Raw genomic sequence first — 19,367 nt, 5'->3', positions numbered from 1 at the left:
AACAAAGAAAAAAATCGGAGGCATGTCGAATCCTTCTCTTGAATCAATAATCATGCTGAAGCCTGACCTCGTGGTCATGACAACAGACGGAAATCCAAAAGAAGTTGAAGAAAAACTTAGAGCTTTGAAAATAAAAATATATGTATTCAGAGCAAGGCAGATATCAGAGCTTGCCGACAACATAAGAGATTTGGGCGCTGCAATCGATATGAAAAAAAAGGCTGATTTGCTTGCAAACAACGTAGAGAAATCACTGAATAAATTTAAACCCAGCGCTGTTTACAAAAAGAAAAAGATTCTGTTTATTGTCTGGCCTGAGCCATTAATCGTTGCAGGACCCGGCACTGCAATGGATGATGCTATAAATATTTTTGGGAATACTAATATTGCGTCAGAAGCAAAGATTTCGTATCCTAAATTTTCTATCGAAGAGATAATGCGAAGAGCACCCGACGTAATAATCATTGGCAAGGGACATTCAGATATGAAAAAGATATCATCAACTCTTATTAAAAAACTGAGCAATGTGCCTGCTGTAAAAAATAATAAAGTGTTTTTTGTGAGCGACAGTCTTTACAGATTTGGACCAAGGATAATCAAAGGCATCGAGGAGATGAGCGAATGTCTAAGATAAAACTGTTTGTTCTCATATCAGTTTTGATAATTATATTTTTGTTAGCTGTATTCGCCTCGCCAAGACTGATAAATCCATTGGGCTCTGATGTTGAAAAAGAGATATTCATCTCAATAAGACTGCCTCGCGCATTTGTGGCAATACTGATGGGAATAGCGCTAGGGGCAGCAGGAGCAATCCTTCAGGGAGTTTTAAGAAACCCTCTGGCAGATCCATATATCCTTGGAATATCCAGCAGTGCATCTCTATTTGCAGCGCTGGGCCTCTTAACAGGACTTTACACATTCGGAAGATTCACAATCCCGCTTACAGCGTTCATTGGCGCTTTGGTCGTGAGCATGATAGTAGGCGCATTGGGCTGGAAAGGAAACAGACTCTGGCCTGACAGACTTCTGCTCGCAGGCATAGGAATAAGTTTTCTCTGCCACGCGCTTCTTATGCTCTTGATGAGTGTCTCATCTGACGAAGGTTTAAGAAGAGCAGTGCTGTGGATATTCGGAGATTTATCGATGGCAGACTGGTCACTGATAAGTTATGGGATTTTATTAATATCAGCCGGACTCATCCTGTCTCTGTCAAGGGCAAAGGCATTAAATGCATTGATACTCGGTGACGAGTTTGCGCACAGCCTTGGATTTTCTGTTAGTAAGGAAAGACTTTTGTTTTTCATAGCAATAGCGCTCATGACTGCAGCCTCTGTATCAATGGGAGGAACAATTGGGTTCATCGGACTTCTTGTCCCGCATATAATGAGAAATTTTTTCGGAGCAGACAGCAGGGTCTTGATACCTGCGTCCGCAATCGCAGGCGGCGCATTCCTCTGTTTTTCGGATTTGATAGGCAGATCCATAATGCCTCCTTCAGAAATACCATCAGGGATAATCACTGCTCTGATTGGTTCGCCTTATTTTCTGTATCTCCTAAGGAGGAAAGATGTCCTCAGCGTATAAAAACAGAATACTCGAGCTTGACAATGTCAGCTTCGGTTATCCTCAAGAAAAAAACAAGATAATTCATAACCTCAGCGTCTCAATAGAGACTGGAGAATTCATCGGGATGTTGGGCGCAAACGGTTCTGGAAAATCAACAATTTTGAAGATTGCAAACGGAATATTAAAACCAACTGAGGGCAGTGTTAATCTCTGGAATAAACCTATACAGACTTATAAAAATAAGGACAGGGCAAAGCTCGTGAGTTATCTGCCGCAGATGCTGGATATTAATCTGCCATTCAGGGTTAAAGAGCTTGTGAGCATGGGGCTTTATCCTTATGACATTGCTCCCTCGCTGAGTGTTGACGATGCACTTGAGATGACAGGAATGAAAAACAAATCAGATCTTTATCTGAAAGATCTAAGCGGAGGCGAGACAAGACGGGTATTCATAGCAATGACACTCCTACAGGGTTCAGGACTTCTGCTTCTTGATGAGCCTCTTGCTAATCTTGACATCAAATATCAGATAGAGGTCATCAGACTTCTCAAGGAACTTCAACAGAACAAAGACATATCAATAATAATGGCATTGCATGATATAAACATGGCTTTTGAGTTCGAAAAAATAATGCTGATTAAAAATGGCGGGATACTGGGATTTAGTTCGCCTGAAAATCTGCTCACAACAGAAATGCTAAAAGAGGCTTTTGATGTTGAACTGAAAATAATGAGGAGGAATAACGATGTATCTTTCATCATGGAGCGGAGGTAAAGACAGCTGCCTTGCATATTACAGGGCATTGCAATCAGGTTATAAGATTGCATCGCTTGTGAATTTCATATCAAGGGAATATCAGAGAGTTCGATTTCACGGGATTGACAGAAAACTTATACATGTCCAGTCAGAACTTCTGGGAATCCCTCTCTGCCAGCAGGAAACTTCTCCTGATAATTACGAACCTGCATTCAAAGATGCAGTTAAAAGTTTTAAACCGCAGGGAATAAAAGGCATGGTCTTTGGTGATATTTATGTGAATGAGCACAAAGAATGGGTTGAAAGGGTCTGTTCAGAACTCGGGATTGAGGCAGTGGAACCTTTATGGAAACAGAATACTGAAAACCTTCTAACAGAATTTATTGACAATGGATTTCAGGCTGTTATCGTGAGCGCAAATGCAGAACTGATAGAGAAAAACTGGGTGGGCAAAACTGTTGACAGATATTTCATAAGATATCTCAAGACTAAGACTGATCTCGATATATGCGGTGAGAGAGGCGAATATCACACTTTTGTTACAAGCGGGCCTGTTTTCAACGGAAGGATCGAGATAACAGATAAGGATGTAATAAAAAAAGACGGTTACTGGCTTCTTGATATCAAGGATTACAAGGTCATGAGATGAAAAAAATAATTTTTATCATCGGCGGCGCAAGAAGCGGGAAGAGCAGGTTTGCCCTGGCAGAGGCTTCAAAGATTAAAGGCAGAAGGCTCTACATTGCAACAGCACAAGCCTTTGATGAAGAAATGAAAGAGAGAATCGAGAAGCATAAAAAACATAGGGGAAAAGATTGGGAAACTTATGAAGAGCCATTAGAGATTACTGAGGTAATCAAAACAACAAAAGGCAAATATGATGTATTCCTTATTGACTGTCTGACGCTCTGGCTTTCAAATCTTCTGATGAATAAAAAAAATACAACTACACAAATAGAAAAATTTATCTCATCTCTTTCTGACGTTAAGTATAGTGTGTTTATCGTTTCAAATGAAGTCGGCATGGGCATAGTTCCTGAAAACAAACTTGCAAGACAATTCAGGGATCTTGCAGGAATCCTCAATCAGAAAATAGCAGCAATTGCAGATGAAGTTTATTTAGTGGCAGCAGGAATGCCAATAAAAATAAAGGACAAAAAATAATGACTGAGACGTTGAAAAAAATTAAACCTGTAAATCCTGATTTCTATGCGCTGGCACAGAAGCATCTCGATAATCTGACAAAACCCAAAGGGAGTCTTGGAAGGCTTGAAGAGTTTGCAAGAAATATCGTAGCAATCACAGAAAATCCAATGCCCTCATTCGATAAAAAAGTGATCTTCACATTTGCAGGCGACCACGGTGTTGCAGATGAAGGCGTCTCTGCTTTTCCAAAAGAAGTAACAAAACAGATGGTTTTTAATTTTCTGAATAGCGGAGCAGGAATCAATGTTCTTGCAAAACACGCAGGCGCTGAAGTGGTTGTTGTTGATATAGGAGTTGATTTTGATTTTGGGAATACAGAAGGTCTTACTCAAAAAAAAGTTGTGATGGGAACAAAAAACATGTGTCTTGGTCCTGCAATGACAAGAGAAGAGGCTGAAAAATGCATTCAGGTTGGAATCTACCTTGCAGAGGAATACGCAGGGAAAAGCTACAAGCTCTTTGGCACCGGAGATATGGGAATAGCAAACACAACGCCTTCTGCTGCAATAGCCTCTGTTCTGACAGGAATAACTGTTCAGGAAGTGACTGGAAAAGGCACTGGCATTGATGATGAGATGTTTAAAAACAAGATTCGTGTGATAGAGAAGGCAATAGCCATAAACAATCCTGATGCGAATGATCCGATTGATCTGCTTTCAAAAATCGGAGGCGCTGAGATAGGAGGGATCGCAGGGCTGATAATAGGAGCAGTAGCGCACAGAATCCCTGTTGTTATTGATGGATTTATCTCAACAGCAGGAGCGTTGATCGCATATTCAATCGAACCAAAGATAAGAGATTATATGTTTGCAGCGCATAATTCAGCAGAGCCCGGTCATAAAGCAATGCTCGAAAAGATTGGATTAAAGCCAATCTTGAATCTCGACATGAGACTCGGCGAAGGCACAGGCGCAGCTCTCGCAATGATGATTCTAGAAGCAGGAATCAAGATTTATAAAGAAATGGCAACATTTGAGAATGCAGGCGTATCTGAAAAAACTTCATCAGAAGGTGTTGAGGTATAAATGATAAGACAGTTTTTACTTGCCCTTCAATTTCTAACAATCATTCCTGTAAACATCAGAGGTGATGTTGATGAGAGAACTATGGCGCAAAGTTCTTCATTCTTCTGTGTTGTTGGAATCATACAGGGAATCCTGCTCGTTGCCTTTGATCTTCTGTTTAGCATAATTTTCTCTACGCATCTTGTAAGCGCACTTATCGTACTTTTGCTTGTGCTGACAAACGGAGGATTTCATCTTGATGGGCTTGCAGATACATTCGATGCGCTGGCAGTTAAAGAAGTGAAAGATAAAGATGCTGACAGACAGAAACGTCTTTCAGTAATGAGAGACAGTTCAGCAGGACCAATAGGCGTAATCTCAATCGTATTTGCAATTTTGATTAAATATCTCTCATTGAACAGCCTGGCAAACTTCGTTCCATTCACATATTACTCAACACTTTTCCTTATGCCTGTTATCTCAAAATGGGCAATGACAGTCTCAATTTACACAGGGAGATCAGCAAGAGAAAACGGACTTGGAAATATTTTTATAAACAGAATAACAAAGAAAGAGATAATGATTTCAACTGTAATAATTTTTATTCTCTTCGCATTAATACTGTTTTTCTTTAAGAGCAGTTTTCCTGCAAATCAATATATGTTTTTTGTGTTTTTGATTGCAATTATATATTTAATATGCAGAGCAGCCACAGTTGTTTTTAATAAAAAATTCGGCGGACTCACAGGAGACACTTTAGGCGCAATAAGCGAGATTACAGAAATAATATTTTTATTGGCGGTGATAGCATGGTCACGACTCTTTATCTGGTAAGACACGGAGAAACACAGGGAGCAGAGCAGAAAAAATATAAAGGCACTATCGACGTGCCGCTGTCTGAACACGGGATTGAACAGATTAAAGAATTATCAGCATTTTTAAAAAAAGAACTTAAAATAAAACTCTCATATGTTTATTGCTCTGACCTTGACCGGGCAGTAAAAAGCGCAGAACTCATCGCAAATCCTCATGGATTAAAATCAATTGCCGTGCAGGATTTAAGAGAAAGAAATTTCGGCATATGGGAAGGAATGAGTTTTGAAGAGATAGAAAAAAAATATCCTGCTGAATTCAAGGCATGGGCGGAAAATCCGCTCAAACACTCTCCTCCGCAGGGAGAAAGCACGTCTGAGGTAAAAGATAGAGTGCTGGGAGCACTGGACAACATTCTTAAAAAACACACAGGTGAGAATATTGCAATTGTAGCGCATGGCGGCGTAAATAGGATAATACTGTGTCATGCATTGGGTATGCCGCTAGAAAATATTTTCAGGATTGAACAGGATTTTGCAGCTCTGAATATAATTGAATTCTGGGACAAGTTCCCTCTTGTGAAAACTATAAATTTTAAGATTTTTATATAAAAAAAGGAGACTTTTTTGAGATTCTCTCTATCAATTATTTTAATCGGATTACTTGTTTCAACAGCAGCAGCAGAAGAAAAGATAAAGTTAAGGGAAGTTGTTGTTACTGCGACACGAATAGAGGAATCAGTCGAGGATGTTGCACAGGACGTCACTGTTGTAACAAAAAAAGAGATTGCGGCTAAAAGCTGCACAAGCGTAACTGATGTAATAGGCGGTGTAATGGGCGTTAATCTTTTTGAATACGGGAACCGCGGCTCTTCTTCAAGCATAAGGCTGAGGGGGTCAACATCAGAGCAGGTTCTTATTTTAATTGACGGGAAGCGTCTTAATAAACCGGGTGATGGTGTGGTTGATCTAAGCACAGTAAACATACCTCTGGAGAATATCGAGAGGATAGAGATATTAAGGGGCGCATCATCAGCATTATACGGCGCTGATGCAATGGGAGGCGTAATAAACATCATAACAAAGATACCTGACGAGCCCATAACAAAACTAATAACATCATATGGAAGATTTGTTACAAAGAACATAAAGTTAAGCACATCGCAGAAAATCAAGGATACTGGATTCTACATATCTGCATTCAAGGACAGATCTGATGGTTTCAGGACAAATTCAAAATATGACCTCGATGGAGTTGATACGAAAATCTCGCATGAATTTTCGAAAGACATCCGGATAGATTTAAATTTTGATTATAGCCATAAAAATGCTGAACAACCCGGTTCAATAACATGGCCTACCCCCGATGCTTCTCAGACCGACGAGAACTTTCAGGCAGGATTGAATTTAAAAATCAAAGACACATTATTAAAGCTCTACCGCCACACCTCAAGGATTCGTTACATAAATCCTGGGAGTGAAGACAACACACACAAAAATTATATTGACGGCATTGACCTCCAGCACACATTATCCATCGGCTCATCAAATCTCTTAACAGCAGGGGTTGAGTTTATCGAAGAAAAGCTTGACAGCACTGACAACATCACTCCTTCAAATTCTGTTGGGAAACACAGCAGAACAAGAAAAGGATTTTTACTGCAGGATGAGATCTCAATATTCGAAAAATCAATTCTCACATTCGGCGCAAGATATGATGAGATAGGTTCTGAGAACAAACTGAGCCCTAAATCGTCTTTGTTAATAAAACTGCCAATGCAGATAAACATAACACTGTCAGCAGGAAAGGGATTCAGGGTTCCGACAATGAATTCTCTTTACTGGCCTGATACTGGATGGGCTGCAGGCAATCCAAATCTCAAGCCTGAAGAATCAACTGAATATGAGGCAGGCATCCAGAAATTTTTTGGAGATGCTGGAAATATAAAACTTGTTGGTTTTGTGAAAAAATCAGAGAACCTGATTGAGTGGCAGGAAGTAACCCCAGGCAGATGGGTTCCTATGAATGTCTCCAAGGCTGAGACAAGAGGCATAGAAGCAGAAGGAAAATTCAAACTCAACAAATACGCAGACATAGGATTGAGCTATATGTATCTCGACCCTGAAAATATAACAACAGGCGAAAAGATCAGGTTCAGCACAAGACACCAGATAAAAGGAAGCACATCTTTGCGCCCATGGAAAGACTTTACATTCTCGATGGAGGGGAGATATGTAAAAAATTATGTTGTTCAGGCAGGAGATGCAAAATGTTATTTTGTGCTTGATGGAAAGATCAGCAAGAAGATAAAAATATACGATAAACTTAAAGGAGAGCTGTTCATCATAGGCAAAAATATCCTCGACAAACAATATCAGACAGTGACTGATTATCCGATGATGCCAAGGCAATTTACAGGCGGATTAGGGTTTGAATTCTGATGGAATTCAGGAAAAGCATCTTTATATCTCTGCTTGTTCACATCATGCTTGTTGGCTCTGCGCTTTCTTTTGCAAGCATGATAGGCAGCATATCGAGAGACAGCAATTCGATAATTACTGTCTCTCTTTTCAGTGAGACTGGAGATACTCTGAATGCACATTCAAAAAAAATGTCTATAGAAAAAAATATTGCCAGAAAAAAAAATGAGACAATATCCTCTCCTGAGAAAGAAACTGCTTTTTTAAACGATTTTTCTGCTCAGGTTCCAGAAGGATACTCAGAAAAAAATAAACCTATATCAGAATATATCCAATCTTCAAAATCAGGCACTACAGCCCATAACATAAGCGCTGCTGCTGTCAACACAGAACAAAACACGACAGGGGAATACATTAAGGGTATTTACAACTCGATACTAAGCGCTATTGAAAAAGCAAAGATATACCCATTCATTGCAAGGAAGAAAAAACTTGAGGGCACTGTTGTGGCAGAATTCATTATTAACAGAAACGGATTCCCTGAGAGGATAGTAATAAAGAAAAGTTCAGGCCATGAACTTCTGGATACTGCAGCAATGAACATAATTAAAAAAGCAGCTCCGCTTCCAAGAACAGAGCAAAATATTTTAGTGCCGATAACATTCTCTCTGACAGATACGAATAAATTACCTTAAAAATTTTTCAGACCCTGATTCCTACATGCAGTCTTTTGTTTATTATCTTAAAAGGCAGCTTCGAAAGAGGCGCTGGCGGAGGACCACCCAGTACTTTTCCTTCGGAATCATATCTGCCGCCGTGACATGGGCAGATAAATTCTTTTTTGCTTTCATACCAATTTACATGACAGCCTAAATGTGAACATACAGGGGAAAATATAACCATGCCTTTCTTTGTAATCGAGATGAATATCTGGATGCTCTGTTCAATATTGTTACTGGTGTAGTTTACTATTATTGGTTTTACGCCTTCTTTTGGAATCTCATCTTCATTAAGCAAATCAAAAAACTTCACTCTGCCTCTAGAAAATTTTGTAGGCAGAAAATAGAATAAAAAAGAGATAAGACTGCCGCCAAGTATGATAAAAAAAATCTTTACTGATTTTTTTAAGAAATCTCTTCTTTCCACTTAAAATTTTCTTATTTTGAATTAAGAAGTTCTCTGAGTTCCTTGCCAACCTTGAAATGAAGAACTCTTTTTGAAGGAACATCTACCGCCTCTCCTGTTTTAGGGTTTCTTGCTTTTCTTGCTCCGCGTGCCTTTAGTCTGAAATTTCCGAATCCTCTTATCTCTACTTTGTCGCCTTTTTGCAGAGCGTCCTTAATGCTGTCAAAAACCGTTTCTATCACAATTTCCGTCTGCTTTCTTGTAAGCCCCTCAACCTTTTCAGCAACCTTATCAATTAGAACTGATCGAGTCATAATAAGACCTCCATAAATTAAGCTAAAACTAAATTAATATCGTATAAAATAAAAATCAAGCATTTATTTGCCGTTATCTGCCCATACCTCTATTGCAATTTCCGGACACATCTGAGCGCACGAAGCGCAGCCGGTGCATTTATCCATATCTTTTGGGAATGCGGAGAAATAACCCATCTTATTAAATTTCTCCTCAATGGCTATAACACCTTTAGGACATGCAATAACACAGAATTTGCATCCCTTGCAGAGTTCTCTGTTTATCGAAATTTTCCCATTCATTATTTATATCTGTCCTTTCATTTATTTACTTTACCAGTCATTGACGATCTCCAAGCAGTTCGCCTGCATGTTTTAATGATACATCTGTTATCTTTCCGCTTAGCATTCTTGCTATCTCAGACTTTCGTTCATTATCTTTGAGTTCTTTTACCCTTACCTGCACCCTGTCTTTTTTCTGCTCTTTCTCAGTCATAAGGTGAAAATCTCCTGCGGATGCAATCTGAGGCAGATGCGTTATACATATAATTTGATGTGTTCTGGCAAGGTCTTTTAATTTTATTGCAACGCTTTCTGCAGTTCTGCCGCCGATACCAGCATCAATCTCATCAAATATCAAAACTGGGATGCTGTCAACATCTGCAAGCACGCTTTTTATAGAAAGCATTACTCTGGAGAGTTCTCCTCCTGAGGCAACTTTTGATAAGGGTTTTAACGGTTCGCCCGGATTTGCCGAGAACAAAAATTCAACAGCGTCAATTCCGCTTGATGTCAATGCCGCCTCCTTTATATCAACCTTGAATCCTGCTTTTTCAAATGCAAGCGCTTTCAGTATTTTTGTAACCGCCTTGCTTATTTCGTCTGCTGTATTTTTTCTTTTCTCAGACAAATCTTTTGCGATGCTTAGAAGCTTGTCTTCTTTTTCCTTCAGTTCTTTTTCCAGAACATCAATTCTCTCATCACTGTTTGTTAAGGTTGAAAGTTCTTTCTCTGCATCATCTTTATACTTTAGTATCTGCTCAGCGTTGTTCCCGTATTTTTTCTCCAGCTTCTTTATGGTCTCAAGCCTTTCATCAACACTCTCAAGTTTTTTCGGATCAAGATTATATTTATCCCTGTAACTTCTGAGAGAAATTGATGCGTCCTCCAGCATTGCAAGCGAAGAATCAAGTGTGCTGAGTGTATCATTAATGCTTGAATCTATCGAAGACATATCCCTGATTTTTGAGGTTACTGAAGATAGTTTTTCGATGCATGCGCCTTCTGATTCATACAGGACAGCATAAGCGCTTTCAGTAAGTTCATTCAATCTGCTCAAGTTTGCAAGTATCGTTCTCTCTTCCTCGAGTGATTCTTTTTCTCCTATTTTAAGGGCTGCTGATTCAATTTCATTTATCTGAAAATTAAGAAGATCAATTTTGTGGGCGCGTTCTTTAACATTTGACTTCAATTCATCCAGTTCTTTTTTGAGTGATTGAACCTCAAAAAACATTGCTTCGATCTGAGACCTTTGATTCTCAAGTTTTCCATAGAAATCAAGAAGTGTTCTCTGGCTCTCTGTTGAGAGAAGACTCTGGTGTTCATGCTGCCCGTGCATATCAACCATTGATCTTCCGAAGTTATAAAGGCTTTGAATGTTTACGATAGTGTCATTTATGTATGCCTTGCTCTTGCCTGTGCTTGAGAGACTTCTCCTGAGAATAACGCCGTCTTCATGCTCTATTCCCATCCCGCTGAGAAGCTGATTATTTGAGATTTCAAAATATGCCTCGACAGCTCCATCGGATTTGCCTGTTCTTATCATGTCTGTCTGGGCTCTTTCGCCAAGAGCAAGCCCAAGTGCATCGATAATTATAGATTTACCAGCGCCTGTCTCTCCTGTAAGCACATTAAGCCCTGCCTCGAATCTTATTGAGAGGTCATCGATAATAGCTAGATTTTTTATCCTGAGTTCCTTAAGCATTGTGCAAAAAAAGAAATTTAAATTAGAAAATGATTTTAAAACTAAAAAGTCTCAAAAGTCACTTATTTTATAAAGCTTGAAAGTTCCCTAGCATTATTAGGCGCATTTCCATTTGTAATATTGTTGAAATAGATCATAACATCCCTTCCATTTTTTACAAACCTATTTATCATTCTTGCATCCTTTTTTAACTGGTCTGTAGTGTAACAGGAACTGCATTTGCCATCAATACCATGCCTTCTTATATACACAAAATCTGCTGTAGCAGGCAGTTCGCAGAGGAAATCAGGCCAGTCAGAGATGCAGAGAGCAACATTGTTTTTTTCAAGAAGAGAAAATATCTTTTTTGTAAGCCAGCTTTTATCCCTGAACTCAACCGCATTTTTAACCTTGTACTCACCCAATGCCTGAATAAAGATAGCCAGCTTATTGGTATCAGCCTTAAAATCAGGCGGAAACTGCCACAGAACAACGCCAAGCTTATCCTTTAAAGCAGTAACTCTTGAAAAGAATACATCAAGAGGTTCAAGCGGTGATTTTAATTTTTTTACGTGTGTTATGAATCTGCTGCCTTTTAAGGAAACTGAGAAATTGCCGGGTGTTTCACTGTGCCACCTTGAGAAAGTCTCTTTTTCAGGAAGTTTATGAAAGGTTGTATCCAGTTCCAAAGTCTGGAATTTCTTGCAATAATATTCTAGCCACTGTTTTTTTGAAAGTTTCTCAGGATAAAACGTCCCTTTCCAGTCATCATTAATAAATCCACAGCAGCCTATCTTCACGTAAGGCATACAATAGTATATCACAATAAGCATCTCGTTACTCATATCTATAATCAGAAAACTGTTGAAAAACAAACATTTCAAGCTTTTTAAGAGAAAACAGGACTCTTGGACATCTCTTTAAAATAGTCAGGTAGAAAAACGAGGTTTTAAAACCTTTTTTGACACCGAAGTGAAAAAATAATTAAAAAAGAGAGGTGCGGCAATTTTGCCGCACCTCTCTTTAAATTAAGATTTGATTGTATTTTTAGTTAAGCGCAGCAGGAACCGGCATGCCGAGCCCCTTGAGTAATTCAGATGTTTTGGTTTTTACAGATTTAACAGCATCAGCCGCTTCTGTTGTCTTTCCGCTCTTATATAATTCCTGAGCGTCTGTCCATGATTTTTTCGCGTCTGCAAGTTCTGTCTTTGCTTTTTCAGCAACAGCCTTCTTTGCCTTGCTCTTGGAGAATATATCTATTCTGCTCTGTACCTGCTCGAATATCTTAGGAAGCCCCGCACTTGCGCTCTCCCATATTTTTGCAAGTTCAGCTTTTTTAGCCTCAGCAATTGCTGTTGCAACTTCTTTTGCCTGAGCCGGGATATCTTTCGCTGCTGCGATTGCTGCCTTAAAATCGCCTTTTGCAATGTTCTCTTTGGCTGAGGCTATTCCTTTTTCTATAGCCGCAAATTTCTCCGGCGCATACTTCACGGCATCTTCCTTGTTGATTCCCTTAACTACATCTTCTGCTGCCTTAAGAGCGTTCATTGCCGGCTCTTTCAAATTAGCGCAGGCAATCATAAGCCCCATACATAAAAAAACTGCTATCAGTGTCGGTATGTGTCTTCTCATTATTAATATCCTCCTTGGATAATTTAAATTTAATAAGCTCACGGAATACGAAGCTTTTGTCCAACTTTAATTAAGTTAGGATCACGTAAGATGTCTTTATTAGCCTCGAATATCTTCATATAAAGTTTTGCATCGCCATAATATTTGGCTGATATCTTCGAAAGCGTATCTCCTTTTTCTACTACATGCCACTGTGTGGCATCCCAATCCTGATTTCCCTGGCTTGATGAACCTTCTTTATCAGACATTTTGTATCCTCCATAGCAAAAAAAATGTTAGTACTTGCAATATGTCGGTTAAACTTCGGCACTATGCCACTGGCCTTCTACCACCTCCCTTTTGCCGAGATTAGGTAAATCCAGAAACTGAGTCAGATACTACCACAATTACTGTCATGAGTTGTATCTAAATCTTTAAAGATTAGTCATCCATCCGAACTTATTGATTTTTATGCTTACCTGTTGAGTCAATAACTCATACATTTACAGGCGAAGGCGTATCCATACTGAAAAAAAGAGGTTCTATCTTTCTTGAACCAACCTTTATCCTGCCTCTTTTATGACAGAGAAAAGCCTTTTCTGTGTAAAACTCTAACAAAGATATTTGGAGCCTGTCAGTAGGACGGAAACGGTAACAGCAGTTTCTGCCTGTCTCAAGAGAGCAGTGAGATTCTCCAATGCATCTTTGCTGGAACTGATGTTCATTAAACAAAACCCGGGTCATGTCTTTAAGTTCTTCTATGGAATAAGGTTTTGTCTCTTTGTGTCTTCCCACATTGCCTGCATTTCTGAAATGAACATATCTGATTGACCTGTCATTTTTTAAGGCAAGTTCTATAAGCTGAGGGATCACATCCTCATTCAGCCCCCTCAAAATTATCGCTGTTAAGGACATGCGTCCCAGCCCTGAGTTAACCATTGCCTTGAATGAATCGAGCTTCAGCTGCATGCAGTCCCTGCCGTTAATCATTTCATATGCATGTCTATTAGCATAACCCCCATCCATTGAGATACCGATAGAAAACCTTACCCCCGATCTTTTTATTTTCATTAAAATATCAAGGAATCCTGGTTCAGTATAGCGAAGTCCATTAGAGATAACATAGATACGGTGGCCGTATTTGAACGCAGTTTTTATAAATTCAGGGAATTCCGGATGAAGAGTCGGTTCACCTCCAGAAAGTTTTATCATAACAGGGAATGGAAGGCTGGAGCAGAGAAGTTCAAAATCCTTAAGCGGCATATCTTCTGGAGATCTTTCAGGATTAAAACAGTAACTGCATTCCATATTGCAGCGTTTTGTAATATCAACATAAAGAGACTCGAATGGATTTTCTTTGAAGCTGTATTCAAGAAGGTTGTTATTTGTTTTTATATCTGACATGTTTTTCTTCTAGGAGATAACAAATTATAATTATTATCAATAATAGTAAGGATTCTTTTTTAAGTCAATCCGTTTTACTTGACTGCTGACATAAAATTAAACATAATGTAACTAGATTCTAACCAACTTTTATTAAACCAATTTTCACTTAGATAACAGGGAGGTTTTATGGCAGGCATCAAGAGGATCGGAGTTATAACAAGCGGAGGAGACTGCGGAGGTCTTAATGCAGTTATAAAGGGCATTGCAAGAGAAGCATATTTTTATGGAATAGAATCAGTTGTTATACCTAATGGATATGCAGGTCTTTATAATCTTATTGGTTTAGAGCAGGTTGTTGTTCTGAATGCAGAAAGGGTGAGCAGGATTGAGGCATCGCTTGCTGGTTCGGAGGCAGGCCACTCAAGAGTAAAGATAAGCAAGATAAAAGACGAAAAAAAATACGAACGCATAAAAGACGGATTAAAAAAATTCGGGATTGATGCCTTGATTATAAGCGGCGGAGACGACACTGGCAGTGTTGTTGTTGATCTGACATCTCAGGGCATACCATGCATCCATGTTCCAAAAACAATGGACCTCGACCTTCAGCCTTATAGCGTTGGAGGAGATTCAGCAATAAACAGAATATCTGTTTTCACAAGAGACATTAAGACAACCGGAATGAGTCATAACAGGATTATTGTTATGGAGGTATTCGGAAGATATGTCGGTCATACTGCTTTTAGAGGCGGACTGGGAGCTGAAGCAGACTGCATTTTGCTTCCTGAAATCCCTGTTGATTTTGATGTTGTATATGAGCACATGAAAACAGTTTTTTTTAACAGAGTGATAAGAAGTGATGTTAAGGCAGGGACATATATCATTGTTGCTGCAGAGGGCATACAGACAGCAAGCGGTGAAATACTCTACGATGAATCTGCAGGCGTAGATGCATTCGGCCACAAAAAGCTTGCAGGCGCAGGAAAATATGTAAAACAGCAGCTTGAAAAGCGTTTGAAAAACGATCCTGTTGTATTAGAGTTCATGAAGAAGACAGGGATGTATGCACCCGGAGTTTATGAGATACCGGAGGTTAGGGAAGTCACGCCCGGACATCTTGTGCGCTCAGGCCAGTCATCATCATTTGACGTAGTTTTTGGCCAGAGGGCTGGAGCTGCGGCAGTGCTTCTGCTTCTTGAAGGAAAACAAGGCAGCACTGTTGTTGATGTCGAAGGTAATAACATTCATTACATCCCGACAACTGAGGCAATAAAAAGAAGAGAGGTTGATATAAAAGAGATTGGGCTCTTCGAAAGCCTCGGCACATGTTTTGGAAGAAAACCGCAAAAATTCGATTACAAACTTATTGAGCAGAAAACAAAAATAATAAGACATCTGTAATTCAGGCCTGATATCTAAGAAAAGATCCTGAAAAGCGCAAAAGTTATCCCTGCTCCCACCAGACCGCCGATTGCAACTTCAAGCTTATTGTGAATTTTTTTTGCAACACGACTCTGAGCTATCAGCAGAGCCAACGCAAAGCAGAGAACCGAGGCAAAGATATTTCCAGTTATATAGGTCACAGACATCCACACAGAAAATGCTATAGCAGCATGACCGCTCGGCATCCCTCCTCTTAGAGGATGTCCTTTCTGAAAATATGTCTTTGTTATCACGACGAGTATCAGGATAATTACAACAGCTATTATGGTTATCTCTTCATTCGAGTGCTTTTTAATATAAAAACCCTTTTCCATTACATTCAGAACATATGGGAAAAGAATTATGTAGCCAATGATTGCAGCGCCAAATGCAGTAACAAATACAGCGCCTGCTGCTATATCCTTTACTACCTTTGCCTTTTCGCTGTGAGCCGGAGAAAGAATATCAACCATTGTCTCGATCGCAGTGTTGAACATCTCTGAAAGAAGAACCGCAATAACAGCAAGTGATATTATCAGAAATTCTGTGCGTGTAACACCAAGGACAAAACTAAGAAGAAGAACTAATACAGCGCTGTAAAAATGATATCTTAGATGTCTCTGTGTTTTAGAGGCATGAAGTATGCCTTCGATTGCAAAGTTCGCGCTCTTTATCCATTTTTTTATCGGCATATTGTTAGTGATTTATATTTTACTATATTAACCTTGTATAACCAAGCTTCTACATGCAAAATTAATTTTTTATGTATATAATAGTTACATCTTAAACACCCGTAAATTCGGAATTAGGAGGATTTATGAAAATAATCGAAGGCGAATTACAGGCAAAAGGATTAAAATTCGCAATCGTTGTAAGCAGATTCAATGACTTTATAACCGGCAAACTTCTTGACGGCGCAATAGATGCCCTTGTTCGTCATGGAGCAAACAAGGATGATATTGATGTTGCAAAAGTGCCTGGCTCATTCGAGATTCCTCTGGCAGCCAAAAGACTTGCATCAAAAGGAACATATAATGCAGTGATATGTCTCGGCGCTGTAATACGAGGCGCAACTCCGCATTTTGAGTATGTTGCATCTGAAGTATCAAAAGGCATCGCACATGTATCCATGGAAACAGGTGTCCCAATAGCATTCGGAGTTATTACATCAGACACCATTGAGCAGGCAGTTGAAAGAGCAGGAACAAAGAGCGGAAATAAGGGCTGGGACGCAGCTATAACAGCAATCGAGATGGCACAACTCCTTAAGAGATTATGAGTCTGGAGCAAAAAATCTTTAGTCTTCAATTTTTATCTAAGCCTTTCTTTATCGTATGAAACGCCGTCTTTCAAGAGAATATGTCCTGCAGTTTCTGTTCCAGAATGATTTTTCTGATAAGAAAGAGGCAAAGAACAGTATGAATCAATTTTTTTCAGACAAGCAGGAAGATACAGAGATAATAAAATTCGCAAAAAAGATAATAAACGGCACACTTGAAAAACAGGATGAGATAGACGATCTCATCAAAAAAACAACAGAACATTGGATTCCGGACAGAATAGCTGTTGTTGACAAAAACATCATGAGATCCGCGATTTACGAACTTCTTTTCTGTGATGACATACCTGCTGCGGTAACTATAAACGAAGCAATAGAGATAGCAAAAAAATATTCTACCTTTGAGTCTGCATCATTCATAAACGGCATCCTTGACAAGATTGCAAAAAAAACAAAAAAAAACAAGGCAGAATAGTGAACTGCGCTGTGATTTCAGATGTCCATGGCAATGAGGAAGCTCTGCGCGCAGTACTCCAGGACATAAAGCTGAGAAAAATAAAAGATATTTTGTTTCTCGGCGATGCTGTTGGTTATGGGGCAAATCCGAATGAATGCGTTAAATTACTGAAAAACAACTGCGAGGAAATTATTGCAGGCAATCATGATTATGCAATATTAGGGCTTACTGATGTCAGTAATTTTAATGATTATGCAAGAGCAGCTGTTGAATGGACATCGTCAGTCATGGGAAAAACTTCTCTCTCATTTTTAAAATCTCTTCCTTTAGTAAAAATCTTGGAAAAAGAAGATATTCTTCTTGTTCATTCAACTCCAAAAGAACCGGGAAACTGGAACTACATTCTCTCAAGATGGGATGCTGAAGTGAATTTTCATCATTTCGAACAAAAAATATGTCTTATCGGCCACAGTCATCAGTCTTCAATAATTGAATATTCCATTCATGGTGAAATGATTACTCGCAGACATACAGCAAGGATTGAAGAAACAAAAAGATATATCATAAACGCAGGAAGTGTCGGGCAGTCCAGGGACGGCGACCCCAGGGCATGCTATGCAATCATTAAGGATGAAAAAGTTGAACTTATCAGAGTAAAATATGACATAAGCACAACACAAAAAAAGATGCTCGATGCAGGATTGCCTTTGCCGTTGATTGAAAGACTTGAAAGAGGAGCATAATTAGGAGGAAATATGATAACCCGTTATACAAGACCTGTAATGGGAAAACTCTGGGAACCTGAAAGCAGATACCAGAAATGGCTTGATGTTGAGATCGCTGCATGCGAGGCATGGGCATCAGAAGCAGGGATACCGATGGATGCTCTTGCACGTATAAAAAACAAGGCAAGGTTTGACGTTAGAAGAATCGACGAGATAGAAAAAGTCGTAAAGCACGATGTGATAGCATTTCTTACGAGTGTTGCAGAGCATGTCGGCTCTGAATCAAGATTCATTCATAAAGGGCTGACCTCTTCTGATATTGTTGACACTGCGCTTTCGCTTCTTATGAGAGAAGCAGCAGACATTATTATCAAAGACATAAAAGCCATGATGCCTGTCTTGAAAAGTCAGGCATTGAAATACAAAAACACTCCTGCAATCGGAAGAAGCCACGGCGTTCATGCAGAGCCAATGACATTCGGACTGAAATTTGCTCTCTGGCATGAAGATATGAAGAGAAATCTTTCGAGGATGCAGCGCGCAAGAGAGATAATTAATATCGGTAAACTATCAGGCGCTGTCGGCACTTTCTCGAACATTCCTCCTTCGATAGAAGAAAAGGTTTGCAAAAAACTCGGACTCAAACCAGAGCCTGTTGCAACACAGATTATACAAAGAGACAGACACGCAGAATATCTGACTGCGCTTGCATTGATAGCAGGCTCTCTTGAAAAAATCGCTGTTGAGATACGGCATCTCCAAAGAACAGAGGTATTAGAGGCAGAAGAGCCTTTTGCAAAAGGACAGAAAGGCTCATCAGCAATGCCGCATAAGAGAAATCCTGTTGGATGCGAGAACATCTCAGGTCTTGCGAGATTAGTGCGTTCAAATGCAATGGCTGCATTGGAAGACATTGCACTCTGGCATGAGCGTGATATCTCACACTCATCGGTCGAGCGCGTAATAATCCCTGACAGCACAATACTGGTTGATTATATGCTCGACAGGATGAAAGGCATACTCGAGGGTCTTCATGTCTATCCCGAGAGAATGAAGAAGAACATGGCAAAAAGTTTTGAGCTTTACAATTCACAGCGCGTGCTTCTAAGCCTGATATCAAAAGGCATGACAAGAGAGAATGCCTATGAGATTGTTCAGAGAAATGCTATGCAGAGCTGGAGGAGCGGGACTGATTTCAAAAAAGTGCTTTCTAAAGATAAGGATGTAAAAAAATATCTTAAGGCAAAAGACCTGAACAAAATCTTCGACCTGAAATATTATCTTAAGAATATTGATTTTATATATAAAAGAGTTTTTGGAAAATAAATTAAACTCGTATT

At 39.4% G+C, this 19,367-nt stretch carries 24 protein-coding genes and 2 pseudogenes; 17 read left to right on the top strand and 9 right to left on the bottom strand.

Annotated elements, in window-relative coordinates; all coding sequences use genetic code 11:
• From LLF28_06970 to LLF28_06915, 12 genes and pseudogenes are all read left to right on the top strand, one after another.
• Positions 1 to 634 (top strand): helical backbone metal receptor (locus tag LLF28_06970; protein ID MCE5195175.1); only part of this gene is annotated, 634 nt, incomplete at its 5' end.
• On the top strand, positions 622 to 1,584 hold the full coding sequence (locus LLF28_06965; protein MCE5195174.1) for an iron ABC transporter permease: 963 nt from the start codon (positions 622 to 624) through the stop codon (positions 1,582 to 1,584). The genes LLF28_06970 and LLF28_06965, both read left to right, overlap by 13 nt.
• A complete protein-coding gene (locus tag LLF28_06960; protein ID MCE5195173.1) occupies positions 1,568 to 2,341 on the top strand; it encodes an ABC transporter ATP-binding protein in 774 nt (257 codons plus the stop codon). The genes LLF28_06965 and LLF28_06960 overlap by 17 nt, the downstream gene beginning before the upstream one ends.
• Positions 2,313 to 2,972 (top strand): diphthine--ammonia ligase, encoded by a 660-nt coding sequence (locus LLF28_06955; protein MCE5195172.1) that lies wholly within the window; start codon positions 2,313 to 2,315, stop codon positions 2,970 to 2,972. The genes LLF28_06960 and LLF28_06955 overlap by 29 nt, the downstream gene beginning before the upstream one ends.
• Entirely contained in the window at positions 2,969 to 3,487 is a 519-nt protein-coding gene (gene cobU / locus LLF28_06950; protein ID MCE5195171.1) for a bifunctional adenosylcobinamide kinase/adenosylcobinamide-phosphate guanylyltransferase, read from the top strand. Before LLF28_06955 ends, cobU begins: the two co-directional genes overlap by 4 nt.
• Positions 3,487 to 4,554 carry a nicotinate-nucleotide--dimethylbenzimidazole phosphoribosyltransferase gene (gene cobT, locus LLF28_06945; GenBank protein MCE5195170.1) on the top strand — a complete coding sequence of 356 codons (1,068 nt, stop codon included), beginning with the start codon at positions 3,487 to 3,489 and terminating at the stop codon, positions 4,552 to 4,554. Before cobU ends, cobT begins: the two co-directional genes overlap by 1 nt.
• The gene (gene cobS, locus LLF28_06940) at positions 4,555 to 5,367 is read left to right on the top strand and encodes an adenosylcobinamide-GDP ribazoletransferase (GenBank protein MCE5195169.1); all 813 of its coding nucleotides are present in this window, start codon (positions 4,555 to 4,557) and stop codon (positions 5,365 to 5,367) included. It abuts the gene before it with no gap.
• Positions 5,343 to 5,957, top strand: a complete 615-nt coding sequence (gene cobC / locus LLF28_06935) for an alpha-ribazole phosphatase (protein MCE5195168.1) — start codon at positions 5,343 to 5,345, stop codon at positions 5,955 to 5,957. Before cobS ends, cobC begins: the two co-directional genes overlap by 25 nt.
• 15 nt (positions 5,958 to 5,972) lie before the next feature.
• Positions 5,973 to 6,353: pseudogene (locus LLF28_06930) on the top strand (TonB-dependent receptor plug domain-containing protein).
• A pseudogene (locus LLF28_06925) lies at positions 6,333 to 6,431 on the top strand (TonB-dependent receptor plug domain-containing protein). Before LLF28_06930 ends, LLF28_06925 begins: the two co-directional pseudogenes overlap by 21 nt.
• The gene (locus tag LLF28_06920) at positions 6,414 to 7,787 is read left to right on the top strand and encodes a TonB-dependent receptor (protein MCE5195167.1); all 1,374 of its coding nucleotides are present in this window, start codon (positions 6,414 to 6,416) and stop codon (positions 7,785 to 7,787) included. Before LLF28_06925 ends, LLF28_06920 begins: the two are co-directional and overlap by 18 nt.
• Positions 7,787 to 8,461 (top strand): energy transducer TonB, encoded by a 675-nt coding sequence (locus LLF28_06915; GenBank protein MCE5195166.1) that lies wholly within the window; start codon positions 7,787 to 7,789, stop codon positions 8,459 to 8,461. The genes LLF28_06920 and LLF28_06915 overlap by 1 nt, the downstream gene beginning before the upstream one ends.
• 7 nt (positions 8,462 to 8,468) lie before the next feature.
• Here LLF28_06915 and LLF28_06910 read toward each other — a convergent pair whose 3' ends face one another.
• From LLF28_06910 to LLF28_06875, 8 genes are all read right to left on the bottom strand, one after another.
• On the bottom strand, positions 8,469 to 8,912 hold the full coding sequence (locus tag LLF28_06910) for a ubiquinol-cytochrome c reductase iron-sulfur subunit (GenBank protein ID MCE5195165.1): 444 nt from the start codon (positions 8,910 to 8,912) through the stop codon (positions 8,469 to 8,471).
• Between the two features lie 11 nt (positions 8,913 to 8,923).
• Positions 8,924 to 9,205, bottom strand: coding sequence for an integration host factor subunit beta (locus tag LLF28_06905; GenBank protein MCE5195164.1), 282 nt, complete (start codon positions 9,203 to 9,205; stop codon positions 8,924 to 8,926).
• A 63-nt stretch (positions 9,206 to 9,268) separates the two neighbouring features.
• Positions 9,269 to 9,487 (bottom strand): ferredoxin family protein, encoded by a 219-nt coding sequence (locus LLF28_06900; protein MCE5195163.1) that lies wholly within the window; start codon positions 9,485 to 9,487, stop codon positions 9,269 to 9,271.
• Positions 9,488 to 9,524: 37 nt separating this feature from the next.
• Positions 9,525 to 11,168, bottom strand: coding sequence for a DNA repair protein RecN (gene recN / locus LLF28_06895; protein ID MCE5195162.1), 1,644 nt, complete (start codon positions 11,166 to 11,168; stop codon positions 9,525 to 9,527).
• Between the two features lie 62 nt (positions 11,169 to 11,230).
• A complete protein-coding gene (locus LLF28_06890; GenBank protein MCE5195161.1) occupies positions 11,231 to 11,980 on the bottom strand; it encodes a DUF72 domain-containing protein in 750 nt (249 codons plus the stop codon).
• Positions 11,981 to 12,194: 214 nt separating this feature from the next.
• Positions 12,195 to 12,779: a hypothetical protein gene (locus tag LLF28_06885; GenBank protein MCE5195160.1), complete on the bottom strand. Its 585-nt coding sequence runs from the start codon at positions 12,777 to 12,779 to the stop codon at positions 12,195 to 12,197.
• 38 nt (positions 12,780 to 12,817) lie between these two features.
• Positions 12,818 to 13,027, bottom strand: coding sequence for a LysM peptidoglycan-binding domain-containing protein (locus tag LLF28_06880; GenBank protein MCE5195159.1), 210 nt, complete (start codon positions 13,025 to 13,027; stop codon positions 12,818 to 12,820).
• A 226-nt stretch (positions 13,028 to 13,253) separates the two neighbouring features.
• Positions 13,254 to 14,162, bottom strand: coding sequence for a radical SAM protein (locus tag LLF28_06875; GenBank protein ID MCE5195158.1), 909 nt, complete (start codon positions 14,160 to 14,162; stop codon positions 13,254 to 13,256).
• Between the two features lie 168 nt (positions 14,163 to 14,330).
• Between LLF28_06875 and LLF28_06870 the strand changes: the two genes are divergently transcribed.
• Complete coding sequence (locus LLF28_06870; protein ID MCE5195157.1) at positions 14,331 to 15,545, top strand: 6-phosphofructokinase; 1,215 nt, start codon at positions 14,331 to 14,333, stop codon at positions 15,543 to 15,545.
• A 14-nt stretch (positions 15,546 to 15,559) separates the two neighbouring features.
• Here LLF28_06870 and LLF28_06865 read toward each other — a convergent pair whose 3' ends face one another.
• Positions 15,560 to 16,258 (bottom strand): diacylglycerol kinase, encoded by a 699-nt coding sequence (locus LLF28_06865; protein MCE5195156.1) that lies wholly within the window; start codon positions 16,256 to 16,258, stop codon positions 15,560 to 15,562.
• A 125-nt stretch (positions 16,259 to 16,383) separates the two neighbouring features.
• On the opposite strand from LLF28_06865, the gene ribE reads away from it, so the two are divergent.
• The 4 genes from ribE to purB are packed head-to-tail and all read left to right on the top strand — an operon-like array spanning position 16,384 to position 19,353.
• A complete protein-coding gene (gene ribE / locus LLF28_06860) occupies positions 16,384 to 16,845 on the top strand; it encodes a 6,7-dimethyl-8-ribityllumazine synthase (GenBank protein ID MCE5195155.1) in 462 nt (153 codons plus the stop codon).
• Positions 16,846 to 16,900: 55 nt separating this feature from the next.
• Positions 16,901 to 17,320, top strand: a complete 420-nt coding sequence (gene nusB, locus LLF28_06855; GenBank protein MCE5195154.1) for a transcription antitermination factor NusB — start codon at positions 16,901 to 16,903, stop codon at positions 17,318 to 17,320.
• On the top strand, positions 17,320 to 18,045 hold the full coding sequence (locus LLF28_06850) for a metallophosphatase family protein (protein ID MCE5195153.1): 726 nt from the start codon (positions 17,320 to 17,322) through the stop codon (positions 18,043 to 18,045). The genes nusB and LLF28_06850 overlap by 1 nt, the downstream gene beginning before the upstream one ends.
• Positions 18,046 to 18,057: 12 nt before the next feature.
• Positions 18,058 to 19,353: an adenylosuccinate lyase gene (gene purB / locus LLF28_06845; GenBank protein MCE5195152.1), complete on the top strand. Its 1,296-nt coding sequence runs from the start codon at positions 18,058 to 18,060 to the stop codon at positions 19,351 to 19,353.
• Positions 19,354 to 19,367: the final 14 nt, after the last annotated feature.

This window comes from Nitrospiraceae bacterium (assembly GCA_021373015.1).
GTDB lineage: Bacteria > Nitrospirota > Thermodesulfovibrionia > Thermodesulfovibrionales > UBA1546 > JAJFTJ01.
The sequence above is the reverse complement of the archived record's forward strand: the minus strand, read 5'-3'. Positions and strand labels throughout refer to the sequence as shown.